Annotated in this window: 11 protein-coding genes and 1 pseudogene; all 12 read right to left on the minus strand. The window is 43.7% G+C overall.

From position 1 onward, the window contains the following. Positions 1–4: 4 nt before the first annotated feature. The 12 genes and pseudogenes from OGM16_01030 to OGM16_01085 all read right to left on the minus strand — a co-directional run bounded on the left by OGM16_01030 (position 5) and on the right by OGM16_01085 (position 15,700). Positions 5–2,641 (minus strand): ATP-binding protein, encoded by a 2,637-nt coding sequence (locus OGM16_01030; protein ID UYJ46898.1) that lies wholly within the window; start codon positions 2,639–2,641, stop codon positions 5–7. Further along, complete coding sequence (locus OGM16_01035) at positions 2,610–3,902, minus strand: hypothetical protein (protein UYJ46899.1); 1,293 nt, start codon at positions 3,900–3,902, stop codon at positions 2,610–2,612. Before OGM16_01035 ends, OGM16_01030 begins: the two co-directional genes overlap by 32 nt. Before the next feature lie 41 nt (positions 3,903–3,943). After that, complete coding sequence (locus tag OGM16_01040; GenBank protein UYJ46900.1) at positions 3,944–5,422, minus strand: extracellular solute-binding protein; 1,479 nt, start codon at positions 5,420–5,422, stop codon at positions 3,944–3,946. Positions 5,423–5,511: 89 nt separating this feature from the next. Beyond that, positions 5,512–6,246 (minus strand): FadR family transcriptional regulator, encoded by a 735-nt coding sequence (locus tag OGM16_01045; protein ID UYJ46901.1) that lies wholly within the window; start codon positions 6,244–6,246, stop codon positions 5,512–5,514. 258 nt (positions 6,247–6,504) lie between these two features. After that, positions 6,505–7,047, minus strand: coding sequence for an SDR family oxidoreductase (locus OGM16_01050; GenBank protein UYJ46902.1), 543 nt, complete (start codon positions 7,045–7,047; stop codon positions 6,505–6,507). Between the two features lie 147 nt (positions 7,048–7,194). Beyond that, positions 7,195–8,442: pseudogene (locus OGM16_01055) on the minus strand (starvation-sensing protein RspA). A 33-nt stretch (positions 8,443–8,475) separates the two neighbouring features. After that, on the minus strand, positions 8,476–9,558 hold the full coding sequence (locus tag OGM16_01060) for an iron-containing alcohol dehydrogenase family protein (GenBank protein UYJ46903.1): 1,083 nt from the start codon (positions 9,556–9,558) through the stop codon (positions 8,476–8,478). A gap of 46 nt (positions 9,559–9,604) precedes the next feature. Continuing rightward, positions 9,605–9,976: a 5-deoxy-glucuronate isomerase gene (locus OGM16_01065; GenBank protein UYJ46904.1), complete on the minus strand. Its 372-nt coding sequence runs from the start codon at positions 9,974–9,976 to the stop codon at positions 9,605–9,607. Between the two features lie 41 nt (positions 9,977–10,017). Then, positions 10,018–11,805 (minus strand): dihydroxy-acid dehydratase, encoded by a 1,788-nt coding sequence (locus OGM16_01070; protein ID UYJ46905.1) that lies wholly within the window; start codon positions 11,803–11,805, stop codon positions 10,018–10,020. Between the two features lie 199 nt (positions 11,806–12,004). Beyond that, entirely contained in the window at positions 12,005–13,627 is a 1,623-nt protein-coding gene (gene groL / locus OGM16_01075) for a chaperonin GroEL (GenBank protein UYJ46906.1), read from the minus strand. 106 nt (positions 13,628–13,733) lie between these two features. Further along, a complete protein-coding gene (locus OGM16_01080; protein UYJ46907.1) occupies positions 13,734–14,018 on the minus strand; it encodes a co-chaperone GroES in 285 nt (94 codons plus the stop codon). A 458-nt stretch (positions 14,019–14,476) separates the two neighbouring features. Further along, on the minus strand, positions 14,477–15,700 hold the full coding sequence (locus tag OGM16_01085; GenBank protein UYJ46908.1) for a tyrosine-type recombinase/integrase: 1,224 nt from the start codon (positions 15,698–15,700) through the stop codon (positions 14,477–14,479). Positions 15,701–15,751 lie beyond the last annotated feature (51 nt).

Genomic DNA, 15,751 nt, shown 5'->3' on the forward strand with positions numbered 1-15,751 from the left:
TGCTTTATTTTAATAATCTTCCCAGGGTTTCCCGCAGCTTATCTATTTCAACCGGCTTAGAAAGATGCGCATTCATACCGCTGGCAAGAGAACGATGGATATCTTCATCAAAAGCATTGGCACTGATGGCAACAATAGGTACCTTATTACTGTCTGCCCGCTCCATGGTACGGATAGCATGGGCTGCTTCTAAGCCGCCCATAACAGGCATCATGATGTCCATGATGATCAGGTCATAATATCCTATCTTTGAAGCTTCAAACTTATCCACTGCTTCTTTTCCATCATAAGCATTATCCACTTTCATCCCCATGTCCTCCAGTATATACTGGAGGATTTCCATGTTCAGGGGATTATCCTCTGTTACCAGAACGCGGATACCTGAAAAGTCTTTCTTGTTCTGGGGAGCTTTCTCCTGGATCTTATGTTCCTTTACCGGCCTTAACTGGATCCGGAAACTAAAGGTACTGCCCACGTCTACCTGGCTATCCAGTAAAATACTTCCACCCATCATATGTACCAGGCGGTTACTGATGGCAAGCCCAAGACCTGTTCCCTGCTGTCCTGCACCAGAATGCTCTGCCTGTTCAAAACTGCCAAAGATCCTCTGGCGGTCTTCTTCATTTACACCAATACCATGATCCTTTACTGCAAAATATAGCTGGGACAGGCCATTTTCCCCTTCCTTTTCTGTTACTGTCAGGGAAATATCTGTATCATTACCGGAATATTTAACTGCATTTCCCAACAGATTTACAAGGACCTGGCTGATGCGCATGGCATCTCCATAAAACCAGGTATGCTTTAACTGCATATTTAGATGATAATGCTGGGATTTTTCCTCAAACTTAGCTTCTAACAGTGTATAAAGGCCATTTATCATCTTATCTAACTGGAAGTCATCCATTACCAGCTTCATTTTTCCACTTTCGATCTTTGACATATCAAGGACATCATTTAAAATGCCCAGCAGATAATTAGAAGAACTTTTTACCTTCTTTAAACAGTCAAGGCGCACTTCTTCTGACTGGCCATCCTTTAATGCAATATCCGTCATACCAATGATACCATTCATAGGTGTACGTATCTCATGGGACATGTGGGCCAGAAAATCTGACTTGGCCTGTGCTGACTGGTCATGACGGTTTCTGTTAATACGGTTCTGGATAATGATGCCGATCTCCCGGAAAAGTTTTCTGTCCTCTTCCCTGTTTAAGATTTCTTCATCTACACCCATAAAGAAGATCGTACCAGAATACTGGCTGTTATCATTCATTAAAACTGCAATTCCCGTTTTTTCAGTATTATTTTCCTTATTATTCTCCTTAGATAAAGGCAATACTGCAAGAACCTCTTTTACAGGCTGCATAGCCTTTTCCTGGGTATCCTGATTTAACTGTTCAAACACTTTTTCACTGCAATGGACCACACCCGGTCTTTCTTCTGCCCCGGCTGCATCTTTCCACTGATAAGACAATTCACTGGAAAGGAACTCTGGATTTAAACCTGTAATCATCAGATTTTCCAGTCCAAACCATTCATTTAACCGGCAGGAAATAAGATCCAGTCCTGCTTCGATCTGGCTGCAGCGGTCTAAAATATTCAGTGCCAGGGACGCAAAACTAGCCCCCTGGATATACTCCATAGATACGATCTTTCCAAACTGCTCCGGCGCTGCCTCTGTATCCTCTACTTCACTCCAGGAAAGAGTTGCTGCATCCTTCTTTTCTGCCTCCAAAACAGCTACACAAACCTGATGGAGCAGAGTAGCTGTATCATTTTCTTCCCAGCCCCAGGTAAATCCTGCTTTAAACTCCAGTTTTAAGGTACTTTGGCGTACCAGCCCCAGGAACCTTTCTTTTAATTTCCACAATTTCTGCCTGCAGGATGCCTCCTTTTCTCCCGGTATCCAGGCCAGCAGTTCATCAGAACCTGCTCTGATCATCACCGGTGTGCTGGCAGCCCCTTCTTCACAGACCTGTAAAAACATTTTAGAAAACTGCTCCAGAAGTACATCGCCAAATGCAAGACCAAAATCACGGCTGATCACTGTAAAATGGCAGATATCCACAAGAACCATCATTCCTTCCGGAAGCCTTCTGCGGACACGCCTTATTTCCTCCATGCCAGGTTTTAAACGGTAGAAAGCAGTGACCGGATCCATCTGCTGTTTTCTTTCCTGCTCTAATTCCCGCATTTTCGTCTCATGGATATCACGGATGTAACCTACGATCCGGCGGTCCTTTTCTCTGTCATCCATGATAACCTTGCCTCTTACCTCCAGCCAGCAGCCATCTTCTTTTCCCGGTATCTTCCGGCAGATCTGGGCATAGATCTTACTGTCCCGGCTGTTTATCATGGCCGACAGCTTTCCCTGGTCTTCCAGGGAAAAACCAGGTGCAATCAGGTCTTCCTGTATCTTTTTAATATCCCAGACACCATCATGGCTTTTGCTGTTTACGATCTCTAATGTATGTGCTTTATCCCTGTAAGTAAAAAACAGGTCATTGGAGCTTTCCACAGCTACGCGGTAACGCTCCTTCTCTTCTTTCAGCTGAGTCTCCGTCCGGATCTCATTTTCCGTCAGATTCTTCACTACCTCATGAAGCTCATCTATTTCCTGTATATTCAGAAGGAACAAACGCCTTTAAACCTTCAATTCCGCCCCGGACACTGTCCATCAGCCGGTATACCGGCCCTATGACATAACGGACCACAATAAACATCAGCCCTATTCCCATAATGGCACAGAAAAAGATGGTAGTCAGTATACTGGTATACAGTTTATTTCCAAGACTGAAAATAGTATCTTCCGGCACAAAACCGCAAAGGACCCAGTTGGTATTCTTATAGGGAACATTATTTGCATACAGGCTTATTTTTGACATGACCGCATAAATATTCTGATCTCCTATTTTTGAATCCTTTACTTCAAACAATTTTTCGTGACTGGTATGTTCTAAAGAAAAAACATCATTTTTCCTTTTTACTGCATCATATAAAATACCTTTTCCAGCTATGCTCTCATAGGTTCCATTCCCATTGTCAATGGCAATTGCATATCCGGCCGTCTGTTCACTGTTCAGATCCTGTATCCTGAAATAGGTATTACACAGATAACTGATGGAAACTTCTGTTCCCATAACACCATAAACAATGCCATCAAAGACCAGTGGAAAGGAATAGGTGATCATTTTATGATTATCCAGCACATGATTTTCCAGGATAAAGGGCACAGACCAGTAGCCCAGGCTGTTCATATCCGCTTCCGGATGAGTCATTGCTGCTGCATATGGCTCATAAAAGAAATCATCGCTGGCCCTGTTCCCCTGTCCTTTAAAATTAAAAACCGGAAACCAGGAGCTGTCAAAAGCGATCCCGCTTCCACGAGCCAGTTCTTTATCCCCCCGTTCAAAAAGCAGATCAGAATTTGTTTCTGTTTTTGTCACAGGATCTGAATCACGGATAAAAAATCCAGCATAATCTCCCGCTTCCTCCAGGGGAGTATCATTAGTCATGACCAAAAAAACACCACTGGTAGAATCCCGGTGGAGAAATTCCAACAACTTCGGAAATACCCTCTGTGCATAACTTTTCTGCAGATCTTCCCTTGCAGAAAAAGCCTTTATATCCACAGCATTTTCCCAGAGGAACTCTGACATTTCCAGATTTAAGTAGGTACTTTCTTTACGAATGCTGCTCCATTGCTCTACCATTACATTTTCCAGCATCACTTCCCGGTTTTTCACCAGGTAACTGTCCAGGTTCACCGCATTGCTTTCCATAGTATCTTTTACGCCACTGGCCATAAGCATAAAAAACGGCATGATTCCCTGAAATAAGACAACTAAAAGCAGGGGGACAAGGAATATGCGCATCAGCTTCCGTTTCTGTACTTTCATCTGCTTCTTACCTCCTGCTTTTTACCCTGTAACTGATCTCATTACTTATTCTGATAAGCTGCAGCCTCCAGCTTTGTATTCCACTGCTCATACCACTGTTCAAACGCTTCATCTGTAGTGAACAGGGCTGTGGCCTCTGCCCTGGACATACCTCCAGCTGTCATTTCATCTACTTTTACCTTATCCTCTGCTGCCTTATCAGAAAGATCATAATCTAATATCTTTCTGGCAGCATACCCATTTTCAAAACACTTTGGTGTGTAAAAACTGGTCAGGTCATAGGAGCTTAAAATATTGTCCAGACACTGATATGCCTTATCATTTACCTTAAGATCTTTATCCTTTATTACCTCATCCAGCGCCTCTACAGAATTGGAATCCTTGCGTACCGGGAGATATGCAGATTCACATACAAAACGAAGATTATTTTCTTTTCTGGTAAACCACTTCAAAAACTCACAGGCTGCATATTCATGCCTTTCATCAGATCTTGTCACTGCCATGCCTGCGCCCTGCTGTACACATATATGTTCTCCTCCTTCTAATACAGGAGGCTGCATTACGATACAATCAATATCTCTGGTCCCATCATCTGTTATCACCTGATCCGGGAAATACATGGAAGATGACACAGAACCCGTATATGCCAGGATGTCTCCTGTTTTTACATCATCTGAACGGAATTTTCCAAAACTTGCAAAGTAGCCATTTACGTACGGAACATAATAATTGTCCCACAAACGGCGGATTTTTTCTTTGTCTGCCTGAATCGTCACTTTCCCGTCCTTTACATCAAAAAGATCCACTCCCATCTGTTTCATACCAATAATAAAGTAATTGGACATGGAATCTCTTCCGTAAAATGCCTTTCCATCATCCGGGATATCCGGTGTTAAACTGTCTGTCCATTCATAATAACGCTTTGCTGTTTCTGTCACACCTTCCAATGTGGATAATTCATCTAATGAAGCACCTGTTGCATCTGCAAAGGTCTGCCAGTCTGTGGCATTGAGCATCATGATCTCTGTGGATTTTGCTACAGGAAACAGATACAAAGCTGAGTCATCATGAAAATAGCCTTCCTGGATATAGGAATCTACATATTCAGCCTGTTCTTCTTTTGTAAAATAAGGTGTCAGATCTGCCAGTTTTCCTTCTTTCTGGACTGCGTAGGCTGTATCTGCATAAGTGGAAAAAATATCCGGCAGGGACTGGGCACCCACAGCTCCTGCAACTGCATCAGAAACAGCTTTTTCCAGATCACCTACTGATCCCTGTGTATAGACTTCTACGTAGATCCCTTTTTCTTTTCCCTCTGTTGCATTAAATTCTGATATGAGCTGGTCAAAAGCTGCCTGCTGTGCTCCATTATAATAATGCCAGACAGTAAGGGAAACTGGTTTATTTGGATCCAGTTTTACCTTGCTGTCTGGCGTAATATTTCCTATATGACTACAGGCTGTTAAAAGCAGTGCTGTTCCCAAGCCAGCTGCCATCAGAGCTAAACATCTTTTTTTCATCACAAATCTCCCATAAAGCGGCTGCACGCAACCTGATTTTTAACATAATTATAACGAAATAACAGTTAAATTTCAATAAAAATGGGAGATTATAAATTTTCTGTGGCTTTTTGTTCTGTAAGAGCCTTTAAAATACGCTTCCTGTTGCTGTTTAAATGAGTGATCATGCCATATCTGGCACCCTGGGCATCTCCTGCTGAAATAGCCTCTGTAATAGCACGATGCTGTTCTACCGTTGATTTTGCAAAATCATTTTTTGTGATCTTTACAAACAGCGGAATACCTTTTACCACGATCTCCATGAGATTGCAGAGGATCTGATTATGGGTGCAGGCTGCTAACTGTTTGTGATATTCAATATCCGCTGCTATGTGATCCTTTCCCTGATCCACCAGTTGTCCCACTTCTCTCTGCAGCATCTGCAGCTTCTGGCAATCTGCATAATCTGCATTGGTAGCTGCCATAGCTGCCACTTCCGGCTCTAACATCAAACGTACATCCACAAATTCCAGGCAGGTCTGAAACAGGTTCTCTTCACTGTTTTCCCGAAAACCAAGTGGATCATCATTTGCCATGGTCACTTCCTGTGGTGCTTTTTCCTTCTTAATATAAGTACCGCTTCCCCGGATCACCTCTACTTTTCCAGAAAAGACCAGAAGCTTTATAGCCTCGCGAATGGTACTCCTTCCCACCCCGCAGATCTCAGCCAGCTGAAATTCATTTGGAAGCTTGTCTCCTGTCTTCATTCCGTTGCTTTCTATGTATTCTCTGATTTTTTCCGCTGTCTGCTCTGGAAGCAGCTTTTCTTTTTGCATCTGTCTCATGCTACTACCTCTCCAATTTATCTTTCCAATCTGTTTACAGGTATATCCCCCATCATATACCATTCCCGCCATGTAAACATTGTCGTTATTCCATGATATAACTAACGTCTATCTGATGTCAAGCCCCTTGCATGCCTTCAGACATTACAAAAGTATTATATTTCCTTTTAAAAAAGAGCGCCGCAGTCCGGCATTTTCACCTGACTGCAGCACCCCATGTTTATAACGTATTTTTAACTGCTTTTGCAGCAGGCATCATCATGACTTAACTAAGAATCCGCCGTCTACAGGGATAACAGCACCATTTAAGTAGTCACTTGCATCAGAAGCCAGGAACAGTACCGGTCCCTTAAGGTCATCTGGCAGTCCCCAACGTGCAGCAGGGATTCTCTTTGTGCACTCGTCTTTTCTTTCCTGAGTCATGTTAGCGCACATTTCAGTATCCATATATCCAGGAGCAATTGCGTTGCAGCAGATATTGTGGTCAGCACAGTCAGATGCAAGGCTCTTGGTCAGCATTGCTACTGCACCCTTAGCTGCTGTGTAAGCAGGAACAGTTGTGCCGCCAAAGAATGCGTTCATGGAAGCGATGTTGATGATCTTTCCGGTGCTGCCTTCCTTGTCCTTCATAACCTGAACTGCCTTCTGGCACATAAACCATACATGGTTTAAGTCAACATCAATAACCAGTCTCCATGCATCCTCCGGGAATTCCCATGGCTCGTAACGTCTCTGGATACCTGCTGCAGGGATCATAACGTCCAGCTTGTTTCCTAAGATTTCCATAGCTTCTGCAAACATACGGTCAATCTCTGGCTTCTTGGATAAGTCACCTGCTACTGCATGTGCCTTGTAACCCAGTAATCAAATGCCATTTCTTTATCCTCCTATAATATATAATACGTTTCCCCGCAAAGCAGGAAAAACAGTGGTAAAACCCTGATCACCTTATGGAGTCTGCAATGCTCCGTCCCTGCGTCTTGTCTGTGTCCATGTAGTCACAGTATTCTCACAAGGATATTTTGCAGCCTCTTCCTCATTTAAGTCAACGCCTAAACCAGGTTTATCATTTGCATATACATAACCATTGTCAAACTCAGGCAGTCCCGGGAATACTTCAAGGAGCGCACCATGTGGTCCCTTTAATTCCTGGATAACAAAGTTTGGCGGCTCAATGCCGGACCATTCCTGTACACCAAAGTTTGGTGCTGCCAGGTCAATATGGATGTTTGCTGCATGAGCCAGAGGAGACATGTCTCCAGGTCCATGCCATGCAGTGCGTACACCAAACTGCTCTGCAAAAATCTGCAGCTTTCTTGCAGGTGTAATACCGCCAACCTGGCTTAAATGTACGCGGATGTAATCGATCAGCCGTTCTGAGATAAGTTTTCTCCACTCAACGGGATTGTTAAACAGCTCGCCTTCTGCGATCGGTATGGAAGTCTGCTCTCTCATTCTTGCTAACCAGTCTGTCTGCTCGATAGGTACCGGATCCTCTAAGAATAACAGATCAAATGGCTCCAGCTCTCTTGCCAGCTTAATAGCTTCAATAGGAGCAATACGCTCATGAACATCATGTACCAGATTGATCTCATATCCTAATTTGTTTCTGATTCCTTCAAACAGCTTTACTGTATTGCGGATATAGCTTCTGGAATCCAGATAAACACCTGGCTGGGTGCCCTTTGGTGCAGTTGCCGGCGTATTTCCATAGCTTTCGCCGCCGTAACCGCCGCACTGACAGCGGATATTGGTAATACCCATTTCATGGAAACGTTCAATATTTTCACACAGCTCGGAAAGATCACGGCCATCTGCGTGGCGGTATACCGGAATACCTTCCCTGCACTTTCCGCCAAACAGCTGGTACAGCGGCATATTTGCCATTTTTCCCTTAATATCCCATAATGCCATATCTACACCGGAAATAGCATTATTTTCAATAGGGCCGTTTCTCCAGTATCCGTTCTGGTTCATCAACTGCCACAGATCTTCGATATTCTCTACATTTCTTCCAACCAGAAGAGGCTTCAAATATTCTTCTACTACCAGCTTCACAGCCAGGTGGCGGTAAGCAAAGGTTCCACATCCCAGTCCATAAAGCCCCGGTTCGCTGGTCTACACTTTTACCACCACAAGGTTGATGCCTTCCGGCGCTGTGCAGATTACCCGTATATCACGTATGGTCACTGCCATTTTACTATCCTCTCTTATTCACAGCCTATGTTTTTAACCCTTATAATCTTCCAGATCATGGATAGCCTGATAGATCATCTCTTTTGTTACAGGATAAGGTGTATGGGTCATTTCCTGATTTGCCATTGTTGCTTCAAGGACATCCTCTAACTTGTCATCCTTTTCCAGCTCCAGATCAGCCAGGCATACAGGCAGGTCAATAGACTTATTTACTCCATAAGCCATTTTCAGCTTATCCCAGTCCTTATCTACCATAAGATTTACCAGTGTGCCGTAGGAAACCACCTCACCGTGGAGATGTTTCTTTTCAATGTGCTCTCTCTTGGTCAGGCCATAGAATAAAGCATGTGCAATACCGCCATTGTAATCTGGATGAACGGAAACAGATACAACACCTGGGGAAACAACGATATTTAAAATGGTGTTTTCCAGTTCTTCACTGTTTCTTCCTGCCTTTGCATCATCCATTGCCTTCTTTGCATCCTTCACCATTGGATAGAAGCACATCTGTCCTGCTGTGATACCAAACTCACTGCCAAAGCTTAACTTCTCTCCTGCCTTTGCAGACCAGCTGGACTCTACATGCTTTGCCATGGCATCACCGATACCAGCCCACAGGTATTTAACAGGAGCTGCTAAAACCAGTTTCGGGTTGATAAAGCAGTGTACCGGTACTTCCTTTAATCTTGGGATGTCGCAGAAGGAACCATCCTCATGGTACATAATACTGATCTGGGTAACAGGAGCGCAGTTAGACGCAATGGAAGGAGCGGTAAATACCGGTTTTCCAAGGTGATCTGCAGCCAGTTTTGCTGTATCGATACACTTTCCACCGCCTACTGCAAGGAGCATATCTGCTTCCTGTACCGCCGGATCATTTGAGATCTTATCAGCGTTTTCATGGGTTGCATCATGTCCATACAGCCATTCTGTAGTAATTGTAAGACCTGCCTTTTCCAGTGCAGGAACTACATATTCCCTTGCTGCCTTCCATGCTCTTTCTCCGTGGATCACTGCTACTTTTTTTCCATATCTTCCCATTTCATCATGGAAAGCGTCAAATGCATTCTCGCCAATGGTAAAACGTGGGAGAAAAATTGAATCCATTGCGTTCATGTTTCTGCCTCCTAAATACAACTCTTAACTTTACTTTGTCTCTGGCCTAATTCATTTCTGCACGCTTCGGGTCCAGAACTGCCAGATCATAACGACGACTCTTGTGGGAATGTGCTGCCAGTACCCATAAATATGTATTTCTGGTTCCTGGTGCAGCTACTGTAGGATGGTAACCTCTTGGTGCCAGGATCATAGTACCACTCTTAACAGTATGAGCTACTACTCCATGAGTATCTCCTGGTTCTACATAGCTTAAATGCAGTCCAAAATGAGGATCATCCATATCAAAGTAGCAATAAACCTCTTCCAGATCCTTCTCATGCTCATGAGGTGGCCAACTGGTCCATGCACCATTTCCACCGTTGGTGGTCCAAGAAAAACAAATTCCACCTGCGGTGGCGCTTGTTTTGCCATGCATATCGAGAATGCGCCAGTGACGCATTCGAAGATTTCTTTGGACTACACCATATATCCGCCTTTAATAGGTGATACTGCATGTTCAGAGAACAGCTTAAGGGTTCCCTTGGTATATTTCGGAGGCTTTGGCTGCCATTTGGCTTTTCTGGCCTTTAAGATCTCTTCCATTTCCTCTGGAGTACGCTTTTCACCTTTTACACCTACGATCTCCAGTCTGCGCTCTTTTACATTAATATAGATCAGGTCGTCTTCTTCTACCAATGCAATAGGTCCGCCTGCAGCAGCTTCCGGGCTTACATGGCCGATAACCGGGCCTCTGGATGCACCGGAGAAACGTCCGTCAGTGATCAGAGCCACGCTGGAAGCCAGTTTCGGGTCAGAGCAGATGGCTTCACCTGTATAGAACATTTCAGGCATACCGCTTCCCTTTGGTCCCTCATAGCGGATAAAGATAGCATCCCCTGGTTTTACCTTTCTCTTAAGAACAGCGTCAATACACTCTTCCTCACTGTTAAATGGTCTTGCAAGAAGGGTTGCCTCAAACATTTCCTTCGGGCATGCAGTGTGCTTGATCACACAGCCTTCCGGAGCCAGGTTGCCCTTTAAAATAGCAATGCTTCCATCTGTTCCCTTTGCATCATCAAAGGCATGGATGATCTCTGTACGCTTGATCTCGCGTCCTAACAGCTTGCCCTTTTCCTTTAACAGTTCATCACAGTGGTCATAGAAACCATTTTTCTTTAATTCTTCCAGGTTCTCACCTAAGGTCTTGCCTGTAACTGTCATTACATCCAGATGCAGCATATCCTTGATTTCTTCCATAACTCTTGGAACACCGCCTGCATAATAGAAATACTGGGCTGGCCAGTCACCGGATGGACGGATATTAAGCAGGTAATGAGCCCCTCTGTGCATACGGTCAAAGGTTTCTGCATCTACTTCAAAGCCAAATTCATGGGCAATAGCAGGAATGTGCATGGTTGCATTGGTAGAGCCGCTGATAGCAGCATGTACCATAATAGCGTTCTCAAAGCTCTTCATGGTAACGATATCCTTTGCTTTGATACCTTTTTCTACTAACTTCATCAGCTGTTTTCCTGCATCATAAGCAGCCTGCTTTAATTCCGGTGCAGTTGCAGGCATCAGGGCAGTGCCTGGAAGCATCAGGCCTAATGCTTCTGCCATGATCTGCATGGTGGAAGCAGTACCCATAAAGGAACATGCACCGCAGCTTGGGCATGCATTGTGCTTATAATAATTTAACTGTTCCTCCGGGATCTCGCCTCTCTTTTCCTGTGCATCGAATTTACCGATCTGCTCCAGTGTCAGCAGTTCGTTAATAGCGCAGGCCGGGGCATTTTCCACATACTTAGGTGTAATAGTATGGGCTTCCATAACACCGCCGGTAACTACAATAGCACTCATATCCTTTAAACGGCCAATACCCATTAAAATAGCAGGCACAGACTTGTCGCAGCTGGCAATAAACATGCCGCCGTCAAAGCCGCTTGCCATTCCGTGAACTTCGATCATATTGGTCATCATATCTCTGTGTGCAAGAGAATAGTTAATGCCGTCATGTCCCTGGGCAATACCATCGCAGATATCGGTCACATAATATCTGGCTGCTTTTCCTCCGTTATCGTTAACTGCTTTTACGCCCTCTTCTACAAACTGGTTCAGATGGGCACTTCCCGGATGGCTGTCACCAAAAGAGCTTTCTACCAAAATCTGAGGTTTATCCAGATCTTCCACGCTCCATCCCATTCCGATCTTTAACGGGTCATTTTCCGGTGCAAGTTTTCTAACTTCCTGACTGTGTAACTTCATAGCCACTCTCCTTTAACTTGTAACTTATCATATTATTTTCTCAAAATTCATCTGACATCTTGTGAGTTTAGATTAGCATTTTTTCATTAAAAAAGCAATAGGTCAGACAAATTTTGATGCAAAAAAAGAAGCCTGCAACGGTTTTTATCCGTCACAGACTTCTTTTTACTAACAGTACATCCCTATTTTATATTTCTGATTAATACATTCCGCCCATATCAGGTGCAGCCGGAGCAGCTGGTGCCGGCTCCTTGATAGTTGCTACTACAGACTCAGTGGTCAGCAAAGTAGATGCAACGCTGTTTGCATTCTGTAATGCGCTTCTTGTAACCTTAACAGGATCCAGGATTCCTGCTTCGATCATATTTACGAAAGTCTCGTTGTAAGCATCAAAGCCTTCACCAACTGGTGATTCTTTAACCTTGTTTACAATAACAGCGCCTTCCAGACCTGCATTTGCTACAATGTGGAACAGAGGAGCTTCCAGAGCCTTTAAGATGATCTTTGCACCGGTCTTCTCATCGCCTTCCAGAGTATCAACTACCTTCTGAACATCAGCAGTAGCATGTGCATAAGCAGAACCGCCGCCTGCGATAATTCCTTCTTCAACTGCTGCACGGGTTGCATTTAATGCATCTTCCATACGAAGCTTAGCTTCTTTCATCTCAGTCTCAGTAGCAGCACCTACACGGATAACAGCTACGCCGCCAGCCAGCTTAGCCAGACGCTCCTGTAATTTTTCTCTGTCGAAATCAGAGGTAGTCTCAGCGATCTGCTTACGGATCTGTGCAACTCTTGCTGCGATCATTTCCTTGCTGCCGTTACCATCAACAATAACTGTGTTCTCTTTCTGAACCTTAACGGATTTTGCACGGCCTAACTGCTCCATGGTAGCATCCTTTAATTCCAGGCCAACTTCCTCAGAGATAACAGTACCGCCTGTTAAAATAGCGATATCCTGTAACATTTCTTTTCTTCTGTCGCCGTAACCTGGAGCCTTTACAGCAACTACATTGAAAGTACCTCTTAACTTGTTTACGATCAGGGTTGTAAGAGCTTCGCCTTCTACATCTTCAGCGATGATCAGCAGTCTTGCGCCCATCTTTACGATCTGCTCAAGGATCGGCAGGATCTCCTGAATGTTGGAGATTTTCTTATCAGTGATCAGGATGTATGGATCATCCAGATTTGCTTCCATCTTATCCATATCGGTGCACATATACGCAGACAGATAACCTCTGTCAAACTGCATACCTTCTACCAGATCAAGCTCTGTCTTCATTGTCTTGGATTCTTCAATAGTGATAACGCCATCTTTGGAAACCTTTTCCATAGCGTCTGCTACCATAGTACCTACTTCATCATCAGAAGCAGAGATAGCTGCTACTCTTGCGATCTGTGCCTTGCCACCTACCGGCTGGCTCATCTTCTTAATAGCTTCTACAGCTGCATCAGTTGCCTTCTTCATACCTTTTCTTAAGATGATCGGGTTAGCACCTGCAGCCAGGTTCTTCATACCTTCATTTACCATAGCCTGTGCCAGTACAGTTGCTGTGGTAGTACCATCACCAGCTACGTCATTTGTCTTGGAAGCAACTTCCTTGATCAGCTGGGCACCCATGTTCTCAAATGGATCTGCCAGTTCGATCTCTTTTGCAATGGTAACACCATCATTTGTAATCAATGGAGCACCAAAAGACTTATCCAGAACTACGTTGCGTCCTTTTGGTCCTAAAGTTACGCGAACAGTATCTGCTAACTGATTTACACCTGCTTCCAGTGCCTTGCGGGCTTCTACACCATATTTAATCTGCTTTGCCATGATTATCTACCTCCAAACGGTCTATACTCTAAAATTTTCGTTTTTTATACTATATACGGGAATCGCGAACTAAACGGAAAACGCAAAATGCCAAAGGCATTTTTCTTTACTCTACAACTGCTAAAATGTCGCTCTGTTTTACGATCACGTATTTTTCTTTTTCTAACTCTACTTCTGTACCTGAGTATTTGGAATAAATAACTTTATCTCCAGCCTTTACCTGCATGGTAACTTCCTTGCCATCAACTACACCGCCAGGGCCTACTGCGATCACTTCTGCCTGCTGTGGTTTTTCTTTTGCTGCGCCTGGAAGAACAATACCAGATGCTGTGGTCTCCTCTGCAACTAACTGCTTTAATACAACTTTGTCAAATAATGGAACTAACTTCATAACTAGATTCCTCCTTGATCATCATATGTTCTCTCGGAATCTTTCTGTGCTTGATTTTGTGAGAAGATTTTTTGTCAGTTGTGCCCAAATTTCTGAGGCGTACGCAGTGCGTACCTTGATGAAATTTGAGTGCGACTGGCGGAAAAACGGCCACAAAAGCAAGTGCAGGAAAGACTCCGAGAAGACATTCATTCTTATTTTTCTACCTGCAGCCTCTTATTTTCGCTGCTTCTTTCACTCACAATGTAAGTTATAGCACCGTTTGTTAGCACTGTCAAGTTCTGAGTGCTAATTTCTTTGTGAAGATTTTGTGAAGCCTTGATTTTACGGGCTTCACAGGGATTTTCCACTTACTTTCACACTCAATTTTCTTGGTTTGACCACATTTTTACGACAAATTCTTGGAAAAATATATTCGTCTGATTTTCTTACCACATTTTACGACAACGACTTCTGGTTTATACCACAGCAGGTACAGTTTCCGGCAGGTTCATTTTAGACATCTCATTCTCCACGTGAGACTTCTCAGCAATATGATTGTAGACATTCATTGTGATCTGTGCATCTGAATGGCCCATCACATACTGCATAACTTTGGGATTGACATTGTTCTCACCCAATCTGGTACATCCCGTATGACGAAGAGTATGCGATGAAATGGGAGGCATCAGCTCCGGCTCTCGCTTCTCTTCTTCTGCCAGTTTGCTTTCTTTCTTATTATAGGCATTGACAATATTTTTCAGAAAGCTGTTCACTCCCGCCGGCATGATCGGACGCCCATGTTTTGTATTGAAGATGAATCCACTACGTCCACCGATCTCAACATTACTCTGCAAACCAAGCATCAGATTCAGTTCTCTCTGCTTACGGAACGCATCATATACCATCTGTGTCATAGGAATATCTCTGATTCCTGCATCCGTTTTGGTTTCTGAATCATGGAAACAATATCCTTCATCACCTTCATAATACACAAGCTGTCCACCTACATGAATCTCCCGGTTCTTCATATCCACATCTGACCAGGTTAAGCCGATAGTCTCACTCACTCTCAGGCAAGCCCCAAACATAACCTGCATCATTGGAAGATGAGGCTTATACACATTACTCTGTTCAACAAACTGCAGAAGTTTTTCCTGCTGTTCCAGTGTCAGTGCTTCTTTCTCTTTTGCCGGAGCCCCATAATCTCCAAGTGTTCCTGTTACCGGATTCTTGCGGATAATCCCATCTTCCACTGCTAGTTCAAAACTGGGATTCAATAAACCATAAAGACCTTTGATCGTGCTGTGTGCCAGTCCTTCATCTGACAATGTGGAAAAGAATGTCCTTACATGAGATGTCTTAAAATCCAAAACACGAATATTTCCCAAAGTATTTCGTATCCGGTAATCCCACATACGGATATAATTCTTTTTCGTTCTTTCCTTGATATTCTTTGTTGCCATGTATCGCTCAAACAACGTATTTACGGTCAGCTTCTTGACTGATGAATCTGTAATAAGCAGATCATCCATATCCTTATTGATCTTCTTTTCCATTTCTCGCAAACTCGCCAGATCAGCTGCATAAACCGAATTACGCTTTCCGGTAATTTCATCCTTGTAGCGATACTCATAACGTCCATCCGGACGCTGATATTCACCTGTTTTTAAATTTCTGCCTTTATTATCTTTTCTTGCCATATCAATCATTCCTTTCACTTCATTTTTCGTTATTCGGAATGATTTTTGTCC

Source organism: Lachnospiraceae bacterium (assembly GCA_025758065.1).
In the GTDB taxonomy this organism is placed as follows: Bacteria; Bacillota; Clostridia; order Lachnospirales; family Lachnospiraceae; genus Enterocloster.